This is a genomic window from Methylorubrum rhodesianum (genome assembly GCF_014199985.1).
GTDB classification, from domain to species: Bacteria; Pseudomonadota; Alphaproteobacteria; order Rhizobiales; family Beijerinckiaceae; genus Methylobacterium; species Methylobacterium rhodesianum.
The window spans coordinates 427,724-448,194 of the sequence record NZ_JACHOS010000001.1 but is presented as its reverse complement, the minus strand read 5'-3'; the positions used below and the strand labels follow the sequence as shown (position 1 = coordinate 448,194).

Here is a 20,471-nt window from a genome sequence, read left to right as displayed (position 1 = left end):
TCGGCCGCTGCGTCCGACCGGAACCCAGCTCAAGTCCCGACACGGTCGGGATGAGAGCCTGTCGCCTCCGATGGATCGGTGCTGCGGACCCGATCAGGCCCTCTCGCCGCCGAGCACCGATCTGAGCGATCGAGCAAGCTCGTCGCGGCGGTAGGGCTTGTTGAGCACCGGGAGCTCGCCCTCACCGATGACTTGCCCGTCGTCGAGATTCGCCACGTAGCCCGAAGTCAGCAGGATCTTGATGTCGGGTCGAATTCGGCGTGCCTCGACCGCGAGTTGGGAGCCATTCATGCCGCCCGGCATGACGACATCCGAGAACAGGATGTCGATGCGCTCCACGCCGCGCAGGTACTCGAGAGCCTCGCTGGCGTTACGGGTTAAGATAACCCGGTAGCTCAACTCCTCCAGGCTCTCCACCGCCATGCCGAGGACCTGCTCGTCGTCCTCGACCAGCAGCACCGTCTCGCCCTCTCCCGCCCGGCGCAGCGGAATCGCGCCCACTGGCCCGGTCCCGATCTCCTCGCCGGCCGGATCGGTCGAGCGTGGAAAGTACAGGCTGACCGTCGTTCCCTTCTCCGGTTCGGACTCGATCTGCGCGAAGCCCTTGGCGCTGCGGGTAAACCCATAGACTTGGCTGAGCCCGAGGCCGGTCCCCTTGCCGACCTCCTTGGTGGTGAAGAACGGCTCGAAGACGCGTTGGAGCTTGTCGGCCGGGATCCCGCTGCCGGTATCCGTGACAGAGACCATGACGTAGGGACCCGGTGGTACGCCCTTGTCGGCGACCGCGGCGGTGCCGAGCCGGACGTTGCGGCTCGTGACCGCGATGCGCGCAGGCGCGCCGCTGCCCTCCAAGGCGTCGCGCGCGTTCACGATCAAATTCAGCACCGCCGCCTCGAACTGCGCCGGATCGATGCGGATCGGGTCGAGCGCCGGGTCGAGATCGAAGATCAGCTCGACTGATCCAGTGGCCGCGCGTTCGGCGAGCGGCCTGAAGTCCAGCAGCAGCCGGTTCGGATTGAGCGTCTGCGGCCGCAGCATCTGACGGCGTGAGAAGGCGAGCAACTGCTGGGTCAATTGCTCGCCGCGCCGCGCCGCGCCCATGGCCGCTTCGGCCAACCGCTTCACGCGGTCGGCCTGTTCCGGCCGGCGCAGCATCATGTCGAGGCCTCCGACGATCACGGTCAGCAGGTTGTTGAAGTCGTGCGCCACGCCCCCGGTCAGCTGGCCGATGGCCTCCATCTTCTGCGCCTGCCGCAGCGCCTCCTCCGTGACGTGCTGCTCCGTGCGATCCATCAGGATGCCGGCCACGCGCAGGGGCCGGCCGGCTTCGTCGCGCTTGACCCGACCGCGCATGGCGATCCAGCGCACCGCTCCGTCCGCGCGCCGGATGCGGCATTCCAAATCGAGTCGACTGGTCTCGATGATGCCCGCGAAAGCCTCTTCGGCGATGCCCCGGTCCTCGTCGAGCACGTGACTGAGAAACGTCTTGCGATCCCAGGCCTGTTCCCCGCCCTCGTAGCCGAACACGGCATCGAAGCGCGGCGAGCGGCGCTGGAGTCCGGTCACGGCATCGAAGTCCCACGAACTCATCCCGGCCGCGTCGAGCGCGAAGGCTAGAGTCTCGTGGGCCGCCTCGACCTCGCGCGTCCTCGCGGCCACGCGCTGCTCCAGCTCCTCGTTCGCCAGCCGAAGCTGGTCCTGCGCCCGTTCTCTTTCGAGGAGATGCTCCCGTGCTTGGTACTGGCGACGCCGCGCACGCAGGGACGACAGGACGGCGCTGGTCAGCGTCTCGGCATTGATCGGGCGCTCGAGCAGGACCACGTTGCCGAGCCGCTTCAGCAACTCGGCGGCGTTCCGGGTCCGCGGGCCGGCCTGGCGCGTGGCCAGTACGATGAAGGGAAAGTCCGACCACGGCGCCTGCGCATCGAGCCAGCGCGACAGCTCCGCGAGGTCGGCGTCGGCCAAGGCCTCCTCGGTCACGATCGCGGTTCCCGCGCCGGCACGCAGGCAGGTCACCCACTCCGCCGCGTCGGCGCAGACGGCCTTGTCGATGCCCGAACGAGCCAGCACCTGCTCGATCACCGCGGCATCCCGCCCGCGCGGAGCCAGGATGAGGGCGCGCTCCTCGGACGATCCGCTCACGCCTCGGTCCCCGGCGCGTCCGGATCCGACAACATCGCCACCCGTCCACGGTAGGCCGGCAGGCCGGTGAGCAGGCCCTCGAAGTCGTCCAGCGCCTCGCCGACACGGAGCCCATCGTTCGAGAGCCGCAACTCGCGGATGGTGCGCTCGTGCGCATTTACGCGGCTCTTGACGACGGAGAGCGCAGTTCGGATCTCCGCCCTCGATTCGAAGAACCGGAACAGCAGGATGCAGTCGCTGAGATAGCTCAGATCGACATCCGTCCGCATCTCTCCGACGACGCCGTGCTGCCCGAGTACGAGCAGCGTCGTCACCCCGCTCTGGTTCAGATAGCTCAGCAGTTCGTGCATCTGCAGCACGAGATACTCCTCGCCCGGCATCGCGTGCAGGTACGCGTTCAGGCTGTCGACGGCGATGAAGGTCGATCCACGAGCCTCGACGGCCTCCTTGACGATCGCGGCGAACTCCCCGGGCGAGAGCTCGGCCGGATCGATCTGCTTGAAGGTGAGCCGTCCCGCCTCGATATGCGGGCGCACGTCCATGCCGAGTGAGGCGGCGCGGGTGAGCAGGGTGTGGAGCCCTTCGTCGAACAGATAGTACGTCGCCGTCTCGCCGCGATCGAGCGCGGCGAGCATGCATCGAAGCGCGGTCGTCGTCTTCCCCACGCCGGACGGCCCGAGCAGCAGCGTGTTGGTGCCGGTAACGAGGCCGCCGCCGAGCAACAGATCCAGTTCCGTCGAACCCGTCGATTGCGCCTTCGCGTCGAAGGTCGCGTGGTGGTCGGCGGCGATGAGGCGCGGGAAGATTTCGATGCCGCCGGTCTCGACGACGAAGTCATGATAGCCGCCCCGGAACTTGATGCCGCGCATCTTGATGATGCGCAGGCGCCGACGCTCGGAACCGAACTCACGCGGTGTCTGATCGAGGGAGATCACGCCGTGAGCGATGCTGTGGAGTTGCGGGTCGCCGGCTTCGGAAGTGCGATCGTCGAGCATCAGCACGGTGCAGGACCGCTTGGAGAAGAACTGTTTGAGAGCAAGGATCTGGCGGCGGTAGCGCAGCGGACTCTGTGCCAGCAGGCGCAGCTCCGACAGGCTATCGAACACCACGCGGTCGGGCTTCACGCTCTCGACGCGGGCAATGACCTCCCTGACGGTCTCTCCGAGTTCGATCTCGGATGGGTGGAGAATGGATTGCTCGCTGTCGGGATCGAGGCCGATCTCGTTCACCAGTTCGTAGATGTCGATCTCGTCGAGGGACCAGCCGTGGCTCGCCGCCGCAGCGCGGAGTTCATCCGCCGTCTCCGATAGCGTCACGTAGAGGCTTCGCTCGTTCCGCGCCGCGCCTTCGAGAAGAAATTGCAGCGCGAGGGTCGTCTTTCCGGTGCCAGGGGTACCCTCGAGCAGATAGAGCCGGTCCGGCGTCAGTCCGCCGCCGAGAACCTCGTTCAAGCCGGACACGCCGGTCGAGATCCTGATGTCGGCATCGGTCCGATCACCTGTCGTTCCACTTGCCTCGCTCATTGGTTTCGACGGAGCTCCCCTGCCGTGTCACGGCTCTCGAACAAGCGGGACTGTTGGTGGTGTCAACGTCCAGCGTCAGCGATATCACACGGCCGGGCGGTTGGCCCTAATCCAGCTCGGGGCGGATTCGCGCGGGGCGTGGCCACCGCCGCTCCCTCCGCCACTCTTACAGGCCCCATCTGGCCCTGGGCCGCGGAGCGACCGCCTTGCAGAGGGCTTGCGAGACCTGTTCGGCCGAGTAGGGCTTCTGCACCAGTTCGAAGCCGTGCGCGCCTTCCTGAGCCAGCACGTGACTGTATCCCGAGGTTAGAATCACCGGCAGACCCGGATGCGTGCGGCGGAGCCGCTTGGCCAGTTCGATCCCGCCCATGCCCGGCATCACGACGTCGGAGAACACCGCCTCGAACGCCGCATCCTCGGCCCCGAGCGCATCCAGGGCCTCCTCCGCGTTCGCCGCCCACCGCGTTTCGAAGCCGAGATCCTGCAGGATCTGCGTCGCGAAGCGCCCGACCTCGACATTGTCCTCGACGACGAGAATGCGCTGGCCGGCACCGATCGGGGGTTCGTTGCCGTACCTCCCGTCTGGCTCCGCTTCCCGTGCGGCCTCGGTCTCGGGAAGGTAGAGGGTGAAGGTCGTGCCGTGACCCACCGCGCTCTCGACCGAGACGTCGCCACCGGACTGTTTGGCGAAGCCGAAGACCTGGCTGAGGCCGAGACCCGTCCCGCGTCCGACCTCCTTCGTCGTGAAGAACGGCTCGAAGATGCGGCCGATCCGGTCGGCCGCGATACCTGAACCGGTATCGGAGAGGGCGATCGCGGCGAACGGACCCTGAGCACCGGCATGGCCGCGAATCGGCGGCATCGGCACCGACGATGTCAGACGCAGCGTCAGAGTGCCCTCCCCTTCCATGGCGTCACGGGCGTTGACCGCCATGTTGATGAGCGCCGTCTCGAATTGGCTGACATCGGCGCGGACGTGACAGGGTGTCTCCAGTCCCTCCGTGACGACCCGGATGCGGGCACCCGTCAGGGTATCGAGCATGTCGGCGATCGCACGCAGGCGCCCCGCAACCTCGAAGACCTCGGGCTTGAGCGTCTGGCGGCGTGCGAAGGCCAGCAGCTGCCCCGTGAGCTTGGCGGCACGATCCACGGTCTCGGAGACCGCGTCGAGATAGCGTGCCTTGCGGTCCTCCGGCAGCTCCGGGCGGCGCAGGAAGTCGATGGACGAGCGGATGATGGTCAGGAGGTTGTTGAAGTCGTGCGCTACGCCGCCGGTGAGCTGACCCACCGCTTCCAGCTTCTGGGATTGGCGAAGGGCCTCCTCCGCGACGCGCTGCTCGGTGATGTCCCGGCCGAACCCGAAGAGGAGGTCGTCCCCCGGCACGACGGTCCACGAGACATGGCGCGGTCCGTCGTCCTTCGTGAGGAGTGCGAGTTCGATGTCGCCCGACGAGGGGGTGGCGGCCCGCCGCATCAGGTCGGAGGCGGCCTGCTCCCGTCCGTCGGGGGCGACGAAATCGAGCACGTTGCGCCCAATGGTTTCCTGCTCCGTCCAGCCGAGGGAGCGCGTCCAAGATGGGTTCACCGACCGAATCTCGCCGTCGCGGCGCGCGACGAATTTGAGAACCGGCGACAGGTTCCAGATTCGATCCCGGGCCTTCTCCTGCTCGGCCACCTGCGCTTCGAGCTGTTGGGCCCGCAGGGCTAGCAGTTCCTCGGTCTGCTTGCGGTCCGTGATGTCCTGCACGAAGACGTAGATGCCGGTGACCTCGCCCGTCGGACCGTAGCTCGGAATGTAGCGGATCGCCGCTTCGCGCGGCTGGCCGTCCGCGCAGGGCCAGGACCGCTCGAAATGAATGTCCGCACCGGCCATGGCCTGTTCGATGAAGGGGCGGCGGGCCTCGAATTCGGCGGCGCCGAGGAGGTCCTCGATCGTTCGGCCTAGAACCTGCTCGGGGGTGCGGCCGAACCACGTCTCGTAGGCCGAATTGGCGAAACGGTAGGTGAAGCTGCGGTCGATGAAGGCGATCAGCACCGGCATCGCGTCGGCGATCAGGCGCAGCTCCGCCTCGCGTGCGGCGCGATCGGCTTCGGCCTGCTTGCGGTCCGTGATGTCGATGACGAATTCGAAGCCGCGACCGTCTTCCAGCAGCGTGGCGCCGAACAGGGCCCAGAACCGGGAGCCGTCCTTACGGAAATACTGCTTCTCGTAAGGCGTGGTGTGCCCCGTGGTCTTCAGGTCGTTGAAGGCGCGCCAGGATATGTCGAGCCATTCCGGCGGTGTCAGCACCTGCCAGCTCAGCCGCCCGGCCTTCAGATCCTCGCGGCTGTAACCGCACATGGCGAGGAACGCGTCATTGGCGTCGAGAAGCCGGCCATCGAGGTCGAAATAGATGCCGCCGACCAGCGTGATGGTCAGTGCCTCGCGCAGATCCACCCCGCTGTCCGCCAAGGTGGCGGCGGGCATCGCCTGCGGCTCGACGTCGGTCCCATCGTTCCGGTCCCTGAGCGCGTCACGCAGGCGCCCGTTCTCGGCCTCCAGCGCGGCCACACGCCGGCGCAGTGCCTCGGCCTCAGCGTTCATCACGCCTGGGGATCCTCACTTCGAGAAACGGTGGATAAGCGCAAGGCCGGAACCGCTGTCAGACGTCGGAAGCGGACGAGCCCTTCCACGGGATTTTTCCCACCATAGACAGCCCAGTACCTGAGAAGAACGCCCGGGTCGCCATAGGAGAAAATTCTGTCAGGGTTCGCCGAAGGCATGCGCTCTCGTCACATGGTCGGAAGCAATATGTCAATTCGGACTAAACATCCCTGGCTGACCTCCTATGCAGCTCGAATGTGCGGAAAAGTTTCCGTTTTAGCTTTTGATGCTCACCATCCGTCGACGAATGCTGCGCAATCGTGGCACCGAACTTCGGAGTACAACCCACTGGTTGCCGCTCTCAGCCTCGGCACCGCCATTCCGCGTCAGCACGTTCTGTGCTCCCAGATAATCCGCTTCGAGGACGATCGGCCGCGCTTCACCGATCCATTCGCGCGCGTTGACGCTTCGGGCCGTGCCGGTCGCTCGGCATTCGGGCCGCAGGTGTTCTAGTGAAGGTGTCTTGATGCGTATGAACGGCACGTATGGGCCTGAAGAGCGTGCGATGGTGCTGGAGCGTCAGCGCACGCTCAAAATGGCTCGGTCGGCTCACGCCTACGTTCGCGGCAACACCCTGAAGTTCTACGAGTGGCTGGACGGGCTTCCGCGGGGCACTCTGCCGGAAGGACCGCCGATCTGGATCTGCGGCGATTGTCATCTCGGAAATCTCGGTCCGTTGGCCGACGCCGACGGTCAGGTCGATATCCAGATCCGGGATCTCGACCAGACGGTGGTCGGCAATCCGACGCACGACCTCGTCCGCCTCGGGTTGTCGCTCGCGAGTGCCGCCCGTGGTTCGGACCTGCCCGGTGTCGTGACGGCCCGGATGCTGGAGGAGATGATTGCGGGCTACGCGGCGGGCCTGGGGGAGGATGAGGGAGACAGGCGGCCTGCCGAGCCGGACGTGGTGCGCTCGGTGCGTCGCCGTGCCCTCGGCCGGCACTGGAAGCACCTCGCGCGCGAGCGCTTGAAGGGCGCGGAGCCGACCATCCCTCTGGGGCGCAAATTCTGGGCTCTCGATGAGAAGGAGCGCCGGGCGCTCGACGACCTCTTCCAAGAGAAGAAGGTGCGCCGCCTCGTGCTGGCGCTGAATGGGCGAAGTGAGGAGGCCGAAGCGCGCCTCATCGATGCGGCCTACTGGATGAAGGGATGCAGCTCGCTGGGCTTCCTGCGCTACGCCGCGCTCGTCGCCATCGGCGAGTTCGAGAGCAAGCGCCGTCTCGCCCTGGTGGACCTGAAAGAAGCCGTCGCGCCGGCGGCTCCGGCCGCCTCCGATGCCGAGATGCCGTCGGATCCGGCCGAACGCGTCGTGGCCGGTGCACGGGCGCTGTCACCGAACCTGGGCGAACGCATGCTGCCCGTGCGCCTTCTCGGTCGGCCCGTCGTGATGCGCGAACTGGCGCCGCAGGACCTGAAGCTCGACGTCGATCAGTTCACCCGCGAGGAGGCGGTCCGAGCCGCGCATTACCTCGCCTACGTGGTCGGCAAGGCCCATGGTCGCCAGATGGAGACCGAGGCACGCTCGGGCTGGCGCGCCGAGGTAACCCGGGGCGCGGGGGATGGGGCACCGTCCTGGCTCTGGTCGAGCGTGGTCGAACTCGCGGGCCGCCACGAGGTCGGCTACCTTCAGCACTGCCGTCGCTACGCCGACCATCAGGCCGCCTGACGGGAAGGCGGCGTCGTTGTCCTCAGGATCGGCGGCCTGTCTGCCGACCCCCGAGGACCAGCGCCGCCGCGGCCGCCAGCCCGGCCGCGAGTCCGGCCGTGGCGAATGGGTGCAGGGTCGCGCGGGTATAGGCACTCGTGCGCATGACGTAGACCGGCGGGTCGCCGCGCTCCCGACCGGCGGCCCGGGGCGCGTGCAGTGCCCCTTCCGGGTTGCGCGGGGGCTCCGACCTCTTCTGCAGGGCGATGATGGCCGGCGCGAGCTCGTCGTAGGCCCCCGGCGCGAATTCCTTGCCCATGACGAAGAGCTTGCCGCCTCCACCCACGAAGATGTCCCGCTGCGGATGCACGGCGGCGTGAAGGATCGCGTTGGCGACCTCCTGCGGCGGGTAGATCGGCGGCGGAAGCGTCGGCTCTCGGTCCATGTAGTTGCGCGCCCGGTTCGGCAGCGGCGTGTCGATGGAGGCGGGTTTCACCAGCGTCACGGAGACCGGAGCCCCCTCTGCCCGCAACTCCATGCGCAGCGTGTCGGTGAAGCCCTTCACCGCGTGTTTCGAGGCGGCGTAGAGCCCCTGGAACGGGAAGGCGAGGTCGGAGGCGATGCTGCCGACGTTGATGATGGCGCCGCCCCGCTCGCGCAGATGCTCGGCAGCGATGAGCGAGCCGTACACGGTGCCCCAGAAATTGGTCCGGAACAGCCGCTCGTGATCCTCGGGTGCGATCGCGCGAAGCGGCCCGTAGACCGTCAGTCCGGCTACGTTGACCCAGGTATCGAAGCCGCCGAAGGTCGCGACCGCCCGCTCGGCAATGGCCTGGACCTCCTCGCGCCGGCCGACATCCGCGACGACGTAGGTGGCGCGAGGGCCGAGCTCGGCCGTGACTTGGGCCAGGGCATCCTCGCTGCGGGCCGCGAGCACGACGCGGGCGCCGCGCTGCGCGGCCATCCGCGCGGTTGCGAGCCCGATCCCACTGGATGCTCCCGTGACGACGACGACCTGCTCGCGCAGTGGCTTGTGTCCCATCCCGGCCCGCTCCTGTCCTGTCTCGTCGATCGACCGCGATTGGGGGTACGCGCGACAGGCCGATCTGTTTCGGACCGCGCGCAAAGCGCGCAGGTCCGGTACCCCGGCACTCTCTGGAGCCGCGCGGTGGCCGATCGCGCAGCAGGGAAGCCAAGCCGGCACTTTCTAGATCTGCGGCCCGAACCCGAAGCGGGAGCGATGGTCCTGCGGCGTGCACGAGATGCGCGGATCGTCTTCGGATCTACGCACTCGCGTGTTCGGCGACGTAGCGCCCGAGGGCGCTCGCGGCATTGAGCATGTGGGCCCGCATGCGTCGTGCCGCGGCGTCGCCGTCACCCTCGGCGATCGCCTGGAGGATCTCGCCGTGCTCGGCGCGCGAGCGAAGGATGCGCTCGCCCTGACGCAGCTGCGTCCGGCGGAAGGCGGCGAGGCGCGAGCGGATCGCCAGCGCCTGCTCGGCCATGAAGCCGTTGTGGGTCGCGCGGTACAAGGCCTCGTGGAAGGCGCGGTTGAGGGCGTCGTACGTATCATAATCCTGCGCTGCCACCGGTTCCGCCGATTGCTCGTGCAGGTCCATCAGCGCGCTGAGTTCGAGCGGCGTCATCCGGTAGGTCGCGAGGCGCACGCATAGGGCCTCGAACTCGGCGGTCGTCTCGAACATCTCCATGATCCGCTCGGGCGTCATGCGGGTGACGACGACGCCGCGCCGCGGTCGCATCTCGACGAGGCCGCTGGAGGCGAGCTGGCGCAGGGCTTCGCGGACGGGCGTGCGCGAGGCGCCGAAGCGGTCGGCGAGGTCCTGCTCGTCGAGGGCGATGCCCGCGGCAAGGACGCCGGAGGCGATCTCGTCGGTCAAAGCGTTGCGGATCTGGTCGGAGAGAAGGCCGCGCCCCTCGGCCATGCCATCCATGTCGCCGCCCTCTCCCATCCGCATCACTCCGTTGAAGTCCGCACGATCAGGAACAGCGGCGACGGGCCGCCGAGACGGCCGATGCCGGTGTGGAAGGTCGCGGTCAACGCTCCGTAGGAAAGGAGCTTGGGATCGGTGGCGGCGAGCCCGCCACCCCGCTGACCATGCCCGTCAGGCCGCCATAGCCCTTTGCGGTGCGCAGGTTGTCGAGACCGAGCCGACCGTGGCGCAATCGCTAGGTCCGGGTGGCGATCGGCAGCAACAGGACGATGCCGCCGCCGACATGGGCCGTCGCGTCGAGCAGCATTCCAGGCAGCTCGCCCCGGGGAAACGCCGCGATACAGCGCGAGCTGCTCGACGCTGAGGATCGTCATCGTCCGATCTCCCTGAACCGGAGCTTTCTTGGGCGACCGCGACCCGTAACCCGCGGAGCGCCAGCATCGTGCATTCTTAGACAATCCGACGCCGTCCTGTTGTATGCCAAAATCCGTTTCTTTGACCACATCGTATGCAATATATTGACACGCCCGTAGGTGGGCATACAAAAGCCGTGGTGAGGCGTCGCAGAAGATCCGGCAGGGGCGTCGGACCCGCAGCCGTATGCGCAGCGAAGTCGTCATAGGGAGCGGACCGGATGAGCGGCTGGCGTCGGGAACGGGAAGCCCGCGATGCGCGGATCGAGGCAGGCCGATCCCATGCCGAGGGCAAGGTCGTGGCCGCCGACAAGGTGGTCGATCTGCTCGAGGCGATCCTGCGGCCGGGCGACCGCGTCTGTCTGGAGGGCGATAACCAGAAGCAGGCCGATTGCCTGGCGCGCGGTTTGAGCCAGTGCGACCCGTCGCGCGTGCACGACCTGCACATGGTCCAGTCCGGCATTGTGCTCCCCGAACATCTCGACATCTTCGAGCAGGGGATCGCGAAGCGCCTCGACTACTCCTATTCGGGGCCGCAGGGCGGGCGCATCGCCCGCATGCTCTACGGCGGCCAGATCGAGCTCGGCGCGGTCCACACCTATCTCGAACTGTTCGCCCGCTACTTTGTCGATCTCACTCCGAACGTCGCGCTGATCGCCGGCGTCTCGGCCGACCGGGACGGTAACCTCTATACCGGGCCCAACACCGAGGACACGCCGACGGTGGTGGAGGCCACCGCCTTCAAGAACGGCGTCGTGGTGGCGCAGGTCAACGAGATCGTCGATCGCGTGCCCCGCGTCGACATCCCCGGCGACCGGGTCGACTTCGTGGTCGAGGCCGACAAGCCGTTCTACGTCGAACCACTCTTCACCCGCGATCCTGCGGCGATGACGGAGACGCAGATCCTGATGGCCATGATGGCGATCAAGGGGATCTACGCCGAGTACGGCATCCGCCGGCTCAACCACGGAATCGGCTTCGGCACGGCGGCGATCGAGCTGCTTCTGCCGACCTATGCCGAGCGCCTCGGGCTAAAAGGCGAGATCGCGACGCACTGGGCGCTCAACCCGCATCCGACCCTGATCCCGGCGATCGAGTCGGGATGGGTGAAGCAGGTCCATTGCTTCGGCTCCGAAGTCGGCATGGACCGCTACATCCGCGAGCGCTCCGACATCTTCTTCACTGGTGCCGACGGTTCGCTCCGGTCCAACCGGGCCTTCTGCCAGACGGCCGGCCTCTATGCCTGCGACCTGTTCATCGGCTCGACGCTGCAGATCGACCTCACCGGTCATTCCTCGACGGTGACCCAGAACCGCGTGGCAGGCTTCGGCGGCGCGCCCAATATGGGGTCGGACCCGCACGGGCGGCGCCATCCCTCCGATACCTGGATGAAGGCGGGCCGCGAGGCGCAGGTGACGGGTGATCCGGCCCTGATGCGGGGTCGCAAGCTCGTGGTGCAGATCGTCGAGACCTTCGGCGACGGGCTGGTGCCGACCTTTGTCGAGCGGCTCGACGCGCTCGAACTGGCCAAGAAGATCGGCCTCGAACTCGCTCCGGTGATGGTCTATGCCGACGACGTGACCCACATCGTCACAGAGGAGGGCATCGCCAACCTCCTCCTGTGCCGCACCGCCGACGAGCGCGAGCAGGCGATCCGCGGGGTCGCCGGCTACACCGAGATCGGCCGCGGGCGCGACCGGGCGATGGTCGAGCGGCTGCGCCAGCGCGGCATCGTCCGCCGCCCGGAGGATCTCGGCATCGAACCCCTCGATGCCGACCGCTCCCTGCTCGCGGCCAAGTCGATCAAGGACCTCGTGCATTGGTCGGGCGGCCTCTACGAGCCGCCGGCCAAGTTCCGGAACTGGTGAGGCCGCGATGGAAAAGCTCAGCTTCCGACATACGACGTCCCGTGCGCTGCCCGGCGCGAAAGCGCAGGCCATCACTGGAGTCGTCGCCTCCGGCAACCTCGAAGTGCTCCTGGAACGGACGCTGCCGCCGACCGAATGCACGGTCGAGATCGAGACGCCGATCCGCGGCTACGGCGAGGTCTGGGAGGCGGTGGTGGCCGACTTCGTCGCCCGTGCCGAGCCCGGGGGACTGCGCATTACCATCAACGACGGCGGCGCCCGCCCTGATACGGTGTCCCTGCGACTGCTGCAGGGCGCCCGGCTGATGGAGGTCTGACGATGAACGAGCGGATCATCGACCTTGCCGCCAGGGGAGAAGGCAGGGGGTGGGCCACGAGCTGGTACGAGGCGAGTGCCCGGGCCCGCATCGACGGCCTCTTGGATGCGGGCAGCTTCCGCGAGGTCATCGGTCCGGAGCAGCGCAGGATGAGTCCGCACCTGCCACTGTTCGACCTGCCCCGCGCCTTCGACGACGGGATGATCGTCGGATCGGGCCGTCTCGACGGCAGCGCGGTTCTCGTCGCTGCGCAGGAGGGCCGCTTCATGGGCGGCGCCTTCGGCGAGATCCACGGCGCCAAGCTCGTCGGTCTCCTGCGCGCCGCTCTGAAACTGAAGCCGGCAGCGGTGCTGATTCTGTTCGACACCGGCGGTGTGCGTCTTCAGGAGGCCAATGCCGGTGAGACCGCCATCGCCGAGGTGATGCGGGCGATCATGCGGGTGCGCGCGGCCGGCGTGCCGGTCATCGGTCTGATCGGTGGCCGGGCCGGGGCCTATGGCGGCGGTGGACTGATCGCAGGCACCTGCTCGCGGCTCGTCGTCTCCGAGGGGGGGCGCATCTCGGTCTCGGGTCCGGAGGTGATCGAGACCAACAAGGGCGCCGAAGAGTTCGATTCCCGGGATCGTGCCCTGGTCTGGCGCACCATGGGCGGCAAACACCGGCGCCTCACCGGCGGCGCGGATGCCTATGCGGACGACACGATCGAGGCCTTCCGGCAGGCGGCCCTCGACCAGATCGGCCGCGCCCCGGCCTTCGATCTCGCCACGCTGGAGGCGGAGCAAAGGCGGCTGGAGGAGCGCCTCGTCCGGTTCGGCGATTGCCGCGACGCCACCGAGATCTGGGGCCAGCTCGGAGTGAACGATCCTGAATCGGTGCCGGCGCTGACCACGGCCGACTTCGAGACGCTGCTCGTCAGCCTGGGAGAGACGACGCATGATGCTCGCTGAGATCCTGGCCTCGCTGTTTCCCGAGGGCCATACCGTTACGATTGCGGACGGGCTCATCAGCGGCGAGGGACCGTTCCGAGGCGGACGCCTCGCGGTGATCGGGATCGATGGCGATACGGCGCTCGGCGTCGACGGCGCCTGCCGGCTCGCGGGCGATGTCCTCGACGTCGTGCGCCGGGGCGGCGGCACGCCGATCCTCGTCGCCATCGACTCCGACAGCCAGCGCATGAGCCGGCGCGACGAGTTGCTCGGTCTCAACGAATACCTCGCTCATCTCGCCAAGACGCTGCTCCTCGCCGACGCGCACGGTCACCCGACCGTCGGCTTGATCTACGGCCACTCGGCGGCCGGCGCCTTCATCGCCACGGCTCTGGCGACCCGCGTCCTCGTCGGCCTGCCGGGCGCCAACCCGAGCGTCATGGACCTGCCCTCCGTGGCGCGCGTGACGAAGCTGCCGCTCGACCGGCTGGAGGCGATGGCCAAGGACACGCCGGTCTTCGCACCAGGCCTCGACAACATGGTGCGCACCGGGGCGGTGCAGGCCGTTCTCGACCCGGATCTGCCCCTGGCGGACCAGATCGCCGCCGTGATCGATGCCATGCCCGAGGACGATCATCGCGATCGTCTGGGACGCGAGCGCGGCGGACGGCCCGTCGCGGAGGAGGTTGCGGCGCAGGTGGTCCGGGACGCGGCTCTTGGCTGAAGCTTACCGGCGCCACGACCTGCTCGACGTGGAGCTAGGCGCCTGGGCGGCGGCGATCGCTGCGCGAGCGGATCTCGTCGGTGTGCCGCACGTCGCGGCATGGGTGGTGGACGGGCGGCCGGTCATCCTGCGCCGGCGGAATCCGGGGGAGGATGCGGGGCTCGTCCCGGTCGGCCTGCCGCTGCCGCCGCGCGACGGCAAGCGCCGTATCGGCCTCACTCTCCCGTTGAATGCGGTCCGTCCGCGCCGTCCCTTCCTCCTCGCCGAGGCGCGCGGCGCCTGCCCGTCCACCTGGGCCGCAACGCTGGCGGCCGTCATCGCGCTCGGCGAGCGGCACGGCCTCGCACCGCGCGCCTTTGGAAGCCTGCTCTGGCAGAGCCTCACCGGCCTACCTTACCTTTCAGAGGGGTCGGACCTCGACCTGCTCTGGCCGGTCCGGATCACGATCCCTCCCGGCCTGCTCGATGGCTTAGCGCACATCGAGGCTTGCGCGCCCATGCGCCTCGATGGCGAGATCCTGTTCCCGGACGGAAGCGGCGTGAACTGGCGCGAACTGCACGCCGCGGCACCCGGCGACACGGTTCTGGTCAAGCACCGCGACCGCCTCGTCCTCCGCGAGGCCGGCGTTCTGGCCGGCGGGCCGGCGGCCCGTTTGGCAGGAGCTGCGGGATGAACCTGTTCTCGGCGCTTGCGGTCTCTCCGGACGAAGATATCGGCCGGTCGTTTCGGTTCGACACGATCGCGCGGGCGGCCGAACGCGCCCTCCGTCTTGAACTCGAGACCTACCCGAAGCCCGGCCTCGTCAGTCCGATCGACTCCGGCAGCCACGCCGACATGGACGCGCGCACATTCCGGGCAAGCAATGCGGCGATCACGCCCTTCTTCCGCGATCTCGCCATGGCCGGGGCCGAGGGGGCGGGGATGCCGGTTCTGCGCCGCATCGGCCTCGATGCGGAGGCGGCGATGCGGGCCGCGACGGGGGGCGTAAACACCCATCGCGGCGCGATTTTCGGGCTCGGTCTTCTGTGCGCCGCGGCAGGAGCCTTGGCCCGTCCGTCCGCCGGGGCGCTCGGCGCCCTCGTGCGCGACCGTTACGGAGCCGCGATCCTCGACGGTCCGGTACTGCTGCACGCTCCGGGAGCGCAGGCGCGTCGCCGCCACCGGGTCGGCGGCGCGCCGGTCGAGGCGGCTGCCGGGTTTCCCAGCCTCTACTGCGTCGGCCTGCCGGCCCTCCGGCGCGGCCGGCGGATCCGTCCCGGCGATGACGCCGCCGCACGGGTGGAGGCCTGCCTCGCCCTGATCGCGCATCTCGAGGATACGAACCTGCTGCATCGGGGCGGAGCCGAGGGACTCGCTTTCGCCCGCGCGGAGGCAGCGGGCTTCATCGCGGCCGGCGGTGTCGCTCGATCCGACTGGCGGGCACGGGCCGAGACGCTGCACCGCGCCTTCGTCGCCCGCAACCTGAGTCCCGGCGGAGCGGCCGATCTCCTGGCCATGACGCTGTTCGTGGACGCCATCGAGGATCGTCCATGACGCTCGCCGTCCTCCTCTCCGGCCAGGGCGGGCAGCATCCGGGGATGTTCGATCTCACTGCGGACTGGCCGGCCGCCGATCCGGTGTTCGCGGCGGCGAAGCCTGTCCTCGGCCAGGACCCCCGGGCGTTCGTCCGCGCACCGGGCGCCGACCTGCACGGCAACCGCACCGGCCAGATCCTCTGCTGCGTCGCGGCTTTGGCGGGCTGGACCATCGTCGCGGCGGCGCGCCCGGCCCGCGTGATCGTGGCGGGATACAGCATCGGCGATCTCGCCGCCTGGGGCTGCGCGGGACGCTTCGATGCGGAAGCGATCCTGCGTCTCGCAGCCGAGCGCGCCGAAGCGATGGATGCGGCCAGCGGCGAGGGCTTCGCGCTCGCCGGTATCCGGGGGCTGCGCCTCGCCGAGATCGAGGCGATGGCCCGAGGCTTCGGCTGCCATCTCGCGATCCGCAACGCCGCGGACAGTGCCGTCGTCGGCGGTCTGCGGGCGGCACTCGAAGAGCTCTGTTCGGCGGCTCGCGCCGCCGGTGCGCATCGGGCCGTGGTCCTTTCGGTGCGTACGCCCTCGCATACGCCAGTTCTGCGCGAGGCGAGCCGACGCTTCGAGGAGGTGCTCTCTGCGGAGCGTACGCGGCGCCCGCCACCGGGGGCTCCGCGGCTCATCAGCGGCCTCGACGGCGCCGCCGTCTTCGACGTTCAGGCAGGGCTGTCCAAGCTCGCAGGCCAGATTTCTCAGACCATCGATTGGGCTGCCTGCCTTGTGGCCTGCCGGGAATACGGCTGCGAGACCGTGCTCGAACTCGGACCCGGCCACGCGCTGGCGACCATGGCCCGCGAAGCGATCCCCGGGGCACGGGTTCATGCCCTCGAAGAATTCCGCTCCGCCTCGGGAGCCGCGGATTGGGTCGCTGGCCGCTGAGCACGCTGCGATGCCTCGGGCCCTATCCGAGCTGACTGCATCATTGACGGCTCTCAGTCAGCGTCGTGGGGCGCATTCTTCTGGCGACCCGGCTTGCTCATTATCGGAATGCGGTGGTCCAGGCTGCGCCACGCGTACCCCTCCGATCGGGCCGCCGCTGCATTTCATGGTTTCGTAGGGGGCAACCGCACCGCGACCTCGTTCCTTCGCAGGAAGGGAATCGAGAAGGGGGGATCGTAGCCCATGAAGAACGGTGGCTCCGTCGGCTTCTGTCCCGCTCTGTCCAGCACCTCGGCGAGGATGCGGGACTGCTGCTCACGGACTTCGGCCGTCGCGGTGCCGGAGAACCGCAGAACCGCCAGCCGCTCGCGCGGGATCTGCGTCAGCCGGACGCCCGCCTCGGTCGGTTCGGGTGGTCCGGCCTCGGCCACCTTCCGCGGCAGGTAGAAGCGCATCGTGCCCGCCGCGCCCTGCTCGACCGGTACGGTCATCGCGATCAGACGTCCTCCGGTCTCGACGGGCGTGGTCATCGCGATGCGGGCGATCGCGCCATTCGCGCCGGTGATGTATCGGAACAGTCGGCCGAACGCTTCGCCGTCCTGCTGGCCCCTCGCGTCGGTCTCGACCGCAATCCGGCTGTCGTAGTGACGGATCTCCACGCCCCGATCGAGCCGCTCGACCACCGCGTAGCGCGGCTCCTCGAAGGTCGCGCGGATGCCGACGACCGACAGGGCGGATTCGAGGAAGGTGACGAGGTAGTAGAGAAACTTGTCCATCGTGGGCGGAATCCGAGACAGCGAGACACCAACAAAGGCCGTTCTTCGAAAGCCGTTCCGTCCGCTCCGCCGGGACGATGCGCGCGTCTGATCGAAGGCGTCCTCAATCGCGGCCGTCGTTGCCGGGAGCGTCCGTCACGATGGAGCCCGCGATGACGGATCTGGGAAGGATTTGACCTAACGGCGGCACGTGAATGCCGTTCAGGCAAAACTTCCGCGAGTTTGCAGAAGCGGGGACATGTCCGCCGCGTTCGCCGGCGCGCTCACTTCTTCGGCTCGGAACCGAGATAGACGTACTCTGGTGCGGCGCGGACCTGATCCTTGTCGGTCTCGATCACCGCGTCGAGGGTTCCGCCGTCGTTGCGTGAAAGCTTGAGGGTCTCGGGCGCGACGGCGACGTACTTGGCATTCAGACCGAGAAATCCGCCGACGCTGACGACGTAGGACTTCACCGCCCGCCGGCTGTCGAACACCACGTCGGCGACCGAGCCGATCGTCGCGTTGTCGCCATTTCGGATGCTCAGGCCGATCAATTTCGAGGCGACCACGTCGTCCGGCGTCTGGGCGACGAACTTCGCCCGCAAGTCGTCGTTCAGCGTTGCCGGCTGGGCGGCCACGGGTGCAGGCTCCTGGGCCAGCGCCGGCACGCTCGCCAGCAGCAGAAGGGTGCAGGAGAGAGAGCGGAACGTCATCGGGCGGTGGTCTCCGTCTGGCAATGGGAAGGGTGCGGCGGACCGGGCGGCGCGCCCGGTCCGGAATGGTCAGACCGGCAGGCGGCCCTCCGGCGAGTACCGATCGATCGCCGACGGAAGTTCCCGCGAGAGCCGCGACAGCACGGCGGCGCGGCTCAGACCAGTCTGCTGCGCGATGCGATCGAGCGTCTCCGAGCCGATCGCACGCTCCAAGTCCGCCTCGGGCATGTCGCGGTTCGGTCCCTGCGAGACCCAGGAATTTGCGGCCTCGCCGTGGCCGCCCTTGGTGAAATGCTCGACCAGTTCGCTCAGACCGGAGGCGATCAGGCCGCCCACCCCCGCCGAGCCGACGCCGCCGAGCAGCCCCGCGAGGTTGTCGAGCGGACCGGAGCCGCCCTGGTTCGTAGCGGGTTTCGGGGACGGCGGGACCGACGAATGTCCGATCCGGTCTTGTTGCCCCTTCAGAAGCTCGGCGATCTTGTCCCGGTTCTGGTAGCCGGCAATCGCCAGCAATCCCAGAAGGGCCGTCATCGACGGATATCCCTTGCTCATGGTGTGTCCTCTTCCCGTTTCATGATGGGGCCGTCTCCAGCTTAGCGCCGATGGCGCGACGGCACCGTGACGTGGCCGGTCAGCCTGCGGCCGACGAAGGCGATGACCCTCGGCAGCACTAGGGCGGTGAGAAGCTTGCGGATCATGGTGGTGTCCCGGGTCGAAGACGTTCAGCGCGTGGGGCGCGCGAGCCAGCCGAGCGCGAAGGCGGCGGCCACGAGTCCGAGCAGGCTCGAGGTACGATTGGTCTCGGCGTAGCGGACGGCGCGCCGTCCGTAGTCCCGACCGTGGCGACGGGCCTCTCCGACGAAGCGGCGGCCCTCATCGATCAGGTCGTCCGCCCGCGCGTGGGCCGTATGGGCGAGATGGCGGCCGTCGCGGGCCAGATCCTCCGCGCGGTCGCGGGCACCGCCGTAGACGTATTGTGCGCCGCCTGCGACTTGATTGACGGCACCACGCATTTGGCGGGCGGGATCGCCCGTGACGCTGCCGAGGGCGGTCTGGGCTCGGCCCTTGATGTGACGGGACGCGCCGCGGAACTGATCGCGGTTCATGATGCTCTCCTTCAGTCGAGACAGGGTTCGGGAGGTCGGGGCCGGGATGACCGGCCCCGTGCCCCAGGTCAGCGCTTGCCGGTGACCTCGTCGGCGAGGTTCTTGGCGCCGTCCTTGACGTCGCCGACTGTCTTCTGTGCCTCGCCCTTGAGCTCCTGCGCCTTGCCCTCGGCCACGAGCCGGTCATTGCCGGTCGCGTTGCCGACGCCCTGCTTGATGTTGCCGACGGCCTCGTTGGCCAGACCCTTGATCTTGTCGGTCGTGCTGCTCATCGGATGTGCTCCTGTCTCGAGGGAGTGGTCACCGGCTCGGCCGGTTGGGGAGGCTCCCGCCCAGCGGCGGAAGCCGAGGGGAAGCGGTCAGGCGCGACGGGCGTCGTAGGTGCCGAATGCGGTGACCGGGGCCGGGGCGCCGAGGCGGCCGCCGAAGAAGGCGGCGAGCCCACCGAGGACGAGCGCGAGGGCGGCGTAGAAGGCACCCTGCGTGGCCGCGGACTTGGCGGTGACGGCAGCGGCCTCAGCCTTCTGCTTGGCCGTCGTCACGGCCTGCTCGTACTGCTTCTGGTAATCGTCGATCTGCGTCTTGGCCTGATCCGGAGAGATGCCCTGCGCCTTGGCGAGCGCGTCTGCCGCGCGGTTCTTGGCCTGCTCCTTCTGCGCAGGATCGCCGGTGAGAACGGCCCGGACGGCGGCGACTGCGGCGTCACGCGCCGCCTGCGGATCCTGACCGGCGGATTGTTCGCGGACCTTCTGCTCGATCCCGTCGAGCGGGTTCGAGATCTTGGACAGCGACGGTGCCGCCGCCTGGGCGGCCGTCTGCACGGTGCCGCCTACGAGGTTGCCCGCGCCTCCGAGTGCGCTCGAGACCGTGCTCAGCGTGCCGCCGGCCAGTCCGCTCGCCGCGGAAGTCAGCAGATACAGAACCACCAGGGTGGTGACCGCCCATGAGACGAGCCCGTGCAGGGCCGCGGCGCCCGGCAGGGACTTGCCGGACAGGCGACCCGCGACAAGACCGCCAGCCAGCGAGGCGGCGATGCCGGAAGCCACGAACCACAGCCCCGCGCCCAGCGAGAAGGTCGAGGCGGTTGGGTTGTCGGCGGCATTGGTCCCGACGGAGGCTAGGCCGACCCCAACACCGACGAGATTCAGGACGACCTGCGTCACGATCGCGATGACGGTGCCGGCCAGAATGGCCCCCCAGGACACTTCGTTGAGAAGGGCGGCCCGGGTGTCGGCGGATGCGACGGAGGAAGGGCTTGTGATCGTGGTCACGCGTGTACTCCGATGGTCGT

The 20,471-nt window shown here is 68.5% G+C and carries 19 protein-coding genes and 1 pseudogene; 8 read left to right on the top strand and 12 right to left on the bottom strand.

Features of this window, described 5'->3' with window-relative positions; genetic code table 11:
- Nucleotides 1–93 precede the first annotated feature (93 nt).
- The 3 genes from HNR01_RS01870 to HNR01_RS01860 all read right to left on the bottom strand — a co-directional run bounded on the left by HNR01_RS01870 (nucleotide 94) and on the right by HNR01_RS01860 (nucleotide 6,249).
- Nucleotides 94–2,142 (bottom strand): ATP-binding protein, encoded by a 2,049-nt coding sequence (locus HNR01_RS01870; protein ID WP_183666275.1) that lies wholly within the window; start codon nucleotides 2,140–2,142, stop codon nucleotides 94–96.
- Nucleotides 2,139–3,665, bottom strand: a complete 1,527-nt coding sequence (locus HNR01_RS01865) for an ATPase domain-containing protein (RefSeq protein ID WP_183666274.1) — start codon at nucleotides 3,663–3,665, stop codon at nucleotides 2,139–2,141. Before HNR01_RS01865 ends, HNR01_RS01870 begins: the two co-directional genes overlap by 4 nt.
- Before the next feature lie 166 nt (nucleotides 3,666–3,831).
- Complete coding sequence (locus HNR01_RS01860; RefSeq protein ID WP_183666273.1) at nucleotides 3,832–6,249, bottom strand: hybrid sensor histidine kinase/response regulator; 2,418 nt, start codon at nucleotides 6,247–6,249, stop codon at nucleotides 3,832–3,834.
- A gap of 526 nt (nucleotides 6,250–6,775) precedes the next feature.
- Between HNR01_RS01860 and HNR01_RS01855 the strand changes: the two genes are divergently transcribed.
- Nucleotides 6,776–7,975, top strand: coding sequence for a DUF2252 family protein (locus HNR01_RS01855; RefSeq protein ID WP_183666413.1), 1,200 nt, complete (start codon nucleotides 6,776–6,778; stop codon nucleotides 7,973–7,975).
- A gap of 22 nt (nucleotides 7,976–7,997) precedes the next feature.
- Here the strand turns inward: HNR01_RS01855 and HNR01_RS01850 are convergent, their stop codons facing one another.
- The 3 genes and pseudogenes from HNR01_RS01850 to HNR01_RS01840 all read right to left on the bottom strand — a co-directional run.
- Nucleotides 7,998–8,996 carry an SDR family oxidoreductase gene (locus tag HNR01_RS01850; RefSeq protein ID WP_183666272.1) on the bottom strand — a complete coding sequence of 333 codons (999 nt, stop codon included), beginning with the start codon at nucleotides 8,994–8,996 and terminating at the stop codon, nucleotides 7,998–8,000.
- 241 nt (nucleotides 8,997–9,237) lie between these two features.
- A complete protein-coding gene (locus tag HNR01_RS01845; RefSeq protein WP_043376498.1) occupies nucleotides 9,238–9,924 on the bottom strand; it encodes a GntR family transcriptional regulator in 687 nt (228 codons plus the stop codon).
- A 5-nt stretch (nucleotides 9,925–9,929) separates the two neighbouring features.
- A pseudogene (locus HNR01_RS01840) lies at nucleotides 9,930–10,123 on the bottom strand (malonate transporter subunit MadM); the annotation flags it as partial.
- 417 nt (nucleotides 10,124–10,540) lie between these two features.
- Between HNR01_RS01840 and mdcA the strand changes: the two are divergent.
- From mdcA to HNR01_RS01805, 7 genes are read left to right on the top strand one after another with little or no spacing between them, the layout of a single operon-like run.
- Nucleotides 10,541–12,187, top strand: coding sequence for a malonate decarboxylase subunit alpha (gene mdcA, locus HNR01_RS01835; protein ID WP_183666271.1), 1,647 nt, complete (start codon nucleotides 10,541–10,543; stop codon nucleotides 12,185–12,187).
- Nucleotides 12,188–12,194: 7 nt separating this feature from the next.
- Entirely contained in the window at nucleotides 12,195–12,503 is a 309-nt protein-coding gene (gene mdcC, locus HNR01_RS01830; RefSeq protein WP_017483025.1) for a malonate decarboxylase acyl carrier protein, read from the top strand.
- A 2-nt stretch (nucleotides 12,504–12,505) separates the two neighbouring features.
- Nucleotides 12,506–13,450, top strand: a complete 945-nt coding sequence (locus tag HNR01_RS01825; RefSeq protein WP_183666269.1) for a biotin-independent malonate decarboxylase subunit beta — start codon at nucleotides 12,506–12,508, stop codon at nucleotides 13,448–13,450.
- A complete protein-coding gene (gene mdcE, locus HNR01_RS01820) occupies nucleotides 13,437–14,153 on the top strand; it encodes a biotin-independent malonate decarboxylase subunit gamma (protein WP_183666267.1) in 717 nt (238 codons plus the stop codon). The genes HNR01_RS01825 and mdcE overlap by 14 nt, the downstream gene beginning before the upstream one ends.
- Complete coding sequence (mdcG, locus tag HNR01_RS01815; protein WP_183666265.1) at nucleotides 14,146–14,826, top strand: malonate decarboxylase holo-[acyl-carrier-protein] synthase; 681 nt, start codon at nucleotides 14,146–14,148, stop codon at nucleotides 14,824–14,826. Before mdcE ends, mdcG begins: the two co-directional genes overlap by 8 nt.
- Nucleotides 14,823–15,686 (top strand): triphosphoribosyl-dephospho-CoA synthase MdcB, encoded by an 864-nt coding sequence (mdcB, locus tag HNR01_RS01810; RefSeq protein ID WP_183666263.1) that lies wholly within the window; start codon nucleotides 14,823–14,825, stop codon nucleotides 15,684–15,686. The genes mdcG and mdcB overlap by 4 nt, the downstream gene beginning before the upstream one ends.
- On the top strand, nucleotides 15,683–16,606 hold the full coding sequence (locus HNR01_RS01805) for an ACP S-malonyltransferase (protein ID WP_183666261.1): 924 nt from the start codon (nucleotides 15,683–15,685) through the stop codon (nucleotides 16,604–16,606). Before mdcB ends, HNR01_RS01805 begins: the two co-directional genes overlap by 4 nt.
- 164 nt (nucleotides 16,607–16,770) lie before the next feature.
- Here the strand turns inward: HNR01_RS01805 and HNR01_RS01800 are convergent, their stop codons facing one another.
- The 6 genes from HNR01_RS01800 to HNR01_RS01775 all read right to left on the bottom strand — a co-directional run bounded on the left by HNR01_RS01800 (nucleotide 16,771) and on the right by HNR01_RS01775 (nucleotide 20,451).
- Nucleotides 16,771–17,382: an SOUL family heme-binding protein gene (locus HNR01_RS01800; RefSeq protein ID WP_183666259.1), complete on the bottom strand. Its 612-nt coding sequence runs from the start codon at nucleotides 17,380–17,382 to the stop codon at nucleotides 16,771–16,773.
- A 263-nt stretch (nucleotides 17,383–17,645) separates the two neighbouring features.
- Nucleotides 17,646–18,074 carry a PRC-barrel domain-containing protein gene (locus tag HNR01_RS01795; RefSeq protein WP_183666257.1) on the bottom strand — a complete coding sequence of 143 codons (429 nt, stop codon included), beginning with the start codon at nucleotides 18,072–18,074 and terminating at the stop codon, nucleotides 17,646–17,648.
- Nucleotides 18,075–18,143: 69 nt separating this feature from the next.
- Nucleotides 18,144–18,626, bottom strand: a complete 483-nt coding sequence (locus HNR01_RS01790) for a YidB family protein (RefSeq protein WP_183666255.1) — start codon at nucleotides 18,624–18,626, stop codon at nucleotides 18,144–18,146.
- Nucleotides 18,627–18,796: 170 nt separating this feature from the next.
- Nucleotides 18,797–19,180 carry a CsbD family protein gene (locus HNR01_RS01785; RefSeq protein WP_183666253.1) on the bottom strand — a complete coding sequence of 128 codons (384 nt, stop codon included), beginning with the start codon at nucleotides 19,178–19,180 and terminating at the stop codon, nucleotides 18,797–18,799.
- A gap of 68 nt (nucleotides 19,181–19,248) precedes the next feature.
- Complete coding sequence (locus tag HNR01_RS01780; protein ID WP_183666251.1) at nucleotides 19,249–19,452, bottom strand: CsbD family protein; 204 nt, start codon at nucleotides 19,450–19,452, stop codon at nucleotides 19,249–19,251.
- 87 nt (nucleotides 19,453–19,539) lie between these two features.
- A complete protein-coding gene (locus tag HNR01_RS01775) occupies nucleotides 19,540–20,451 on the bottom strand; it encodes a PhnA-like protein (protein ID WP_183666249.1) in 912 nt (303 codons plus the stop codon).
- Nucleotides 20,452–20,471 lie beyond the last annotated feature (20 nt).

Excerpts from the sequence above, each read along its gene's own strand:
- HNR01_RS01785 (WP_183666253.1), bottom strand. The coding sequence starts at position 19,180 with ATGAACCGCGATCAGTTCCGCGGCGCGTCCCGTCACATCAAGGGCCGA.
- HNR01_RS01795 (WP_183666257.1), bottom strand. The coding sequence starts at position 18,074 with ATGACGTTCCGCTCTCTCTCCTGCACCCTTCTGCTGCTGGCGAGCGTG.
- HNR01_RS01790 (WP_183666255.1), bottom strand. The coding sequence starts at position 18,626 with ATGAGCAAGGGATATCCGTCGATGACGGCCCTTCTGGGATTGCTGGCG.
- mdcB (WP_183666263.1), top strand. The coding sequence starts at position 14,823 with ATGAACCTGTTCTCGGCGCTTGCGGTCTCTCCGGACGAAGATATCGGC.
- HNR01_RS01800 (WP_183666259.1), bottom strand. The coding sequence starts at position 17,382 with ATGGACAAGTTTCTCTACTACCTCGTCACCTTCCTCGAATCCGCCCTG.
- HNR01_RS01850 (WP_183666272.1), bottom strand. The coding sequence starts at position 8,996 with ATGGGACACAAGCCACTGCGCGAGCAGGTCGTCGTCGTCACGGGAGCA.
- mdcC (WP_017483025.1), top strand. The coding sequence starts at position 12,195 with ATGGAAAAGCTCAGCTTCCGACATACGACGTCCCGTGCGCTGCCCGGC.
- HNR01_RS01780 (WP_183666251.1), bottom strand. The coding sequence starts at position 19,452 with ATGAGCAGCACGACCGACAAGATCAAGGGTCTGGCCAACGAGGCCGTC.
- HNR01_RS01855 (WP_183666413.1), top strand. The coding sequence starts at position 6,776 with ATGCGTATGAACGGCACGTATGGGCCTGAAGAGCGTGCGATGGTGCTG.
- HNR01_RS01865 (WP_183666274.1), bottom strand. The coding sequence starts at position 3,665 with ATGAGCGAGGCAAGTGGAACGACAGGTGATCGGACCGATGCCGACATC.
- HNR01_RS01805 (WP_183666261.1), top strand. The coding sequence starts at position 15,683 with ATGACGCTCGCCGTCCTCCTCTCCGGCCAGGGCGGGCAGCATCCGGGG.
- HNR01_RS01845 (WP_043376498.1), bottom strand. The coding sequence starts at position 9,924 with ATGGGAGAGGGCGGCGACATGGATGGCATGGCCGAGGGGCGCGGCCTT.
- mdcE (WP_183666267.1), top strand. The coding sequence starts at position 13,437 with ATGATGCTCGCTGAGATCCTGGCCTCGCTGTTTCCCGAGGGCCATACC.
- HNR01_RS01825 (WP_183666269.1), top strand. The coding sequence starts at position 12,506 with ATGAACGAGCGGATCATCGACCTTGCCGCCAGGGGAGAAGGCAGGGGG.
- HNR01_RS01860 (WP_183666273.1), bottom strand. The coding sequence starts at position 6,249 with ATGAACGCTGAGGCCGAGGCACTGCGCCGGCGTGTGGCCGCGCTGGAG.
- mdcA (WP_183666271.1), top strand. The coding sequence starts at position 10,541 with ATGAGCGGCTGGCGTCGGGAACGGGAAGCCCGCGATGCGCGGATCGAG.